Below are 1,350 nucleotides of genomic sequence, written 5' to 3'. Positions count from 1 at the left end.
TTCGCATCCGTGGCCATCCTACTAAGAGTAATCCAAACAAATACTATTACTATTCTTTTCATGAACTATTACCACTTCTGGACTATTCTTCCGAAATGATAATCCCTTATTCCACTAACTAGTTAGCGAAAGAAGCGACTGCTCTATTGAACAATCGCTCCCGTTGAATAAGGATGAAGCATTACTATATAAGTAAAATCAACTTAATCTAGACACGATAATGTTTAACGCTGTCCAAGATGATGTAATGATTCACTGTCCCTCTGTCCATATTCTGTATAAATTAATTGTTTTTACAGACACTATTAAAAACGGTTGAAGGATATGTTACGAATGACAGATCGTCATAATAATGATAACTTCCCAGGTTATGAAAAAATTAAATCCATTCTTAATGAATCACCCGATTTGATGTGTCGAAAACTTGAAGTTGGACAAGTGGGGATTCATATTATTTTCATGAAGAATTTAATTAAGCCAGAGATTCTAAATGAATTTGTCATTAAATACATTGAAGAACTTTCTGTAGAATACTTACATTACACCTATTTAATGAAAAACATACCTATAGAAGAAATAAAGGTAAATTTAGAAGAACAAGAGGTAATCTCTTCCCTATTAAATGGATTTGCTTATATTTATTTTTTAGATGAGAAAAAGGCAATCATTGTGAATTGCGCAAATCCCATTGAACGATCTATTGAGAAAGCAGAAACAGAATCGTTAGTATATGGACCTAAAATTTCGTTCACTGAATCATTAACTTCTAACGTTAAGATAATCAGACAAAATCTAAATGATTATAATTTGTGCACAGATGAAATAAAGATTGGGGAACGCGTTCAAAAGAAAGTAAGAATTGTATATATAAAAGATATTGCAAACGATGACACTCTTCAGACACTTAAGGAAAGGTTTGAACAGTTAAAAACGGATAATATAAGTGACAGTTCCGTTTTGGCTCAATGCCTAGAAGATAATCATTACTCTTTATTTCCACAATTTATATTAACAGAGCTACCCGATAGATTCATCTACTCGATTTTAAACGGGCGAATTGGTGTTTTTATAGATGGTAGTCCTGTAGGGATTATAGGTCCTGCTAATTTTTTCTCATTTTTCGAATCAACAGAAGATATCTATTTGAGATGGTCTTTAAGTACATTTATTCGTTTTATCCGATTATTTGCTATGGTAGGTTCTATTTTTTTAACAGCCATTTATGTGGCTGCCATGACTTATCATTTTGAACTCATACCATCTAAATTGTTATTTATCATTGGACAATCACGTTCACAAGTTCCTTTTCCGCCCTTATTAGAAGCACTCTTACTAGAATTGTTAATTGAG

Annotated in this window: 1 protein-coding gene; it reads left to right on the top strand. The window is 32.1% G+C overall.

Annotated elements, in window-relative coordinates:
• Window positions 1-333: 333 nt before the first annotated feature.
• A partial coding sequence (locus CZ487_RS28165; RefSeq protein WP_077212452.1) for a spore germination protein occupies window positions 334-1,350 on the top strand: 1,017 nt, incomplete at its 3' end.

The sequence above is a fragment of the Robertmurraya dakarensis genome (genome assembly GCF_900156875.1).
Classification (GTDB): domain Bacteria; phylum Bacillota; class Bacilli; order Bacillales; family Cytobacillaceae; genus Robertmurraya; species Robertmurraya dakarensis.
Note: the sequence above shows the minus strand (reverse complement) of the source record. Positions and strands in the feature narration are given on the sequence as shown.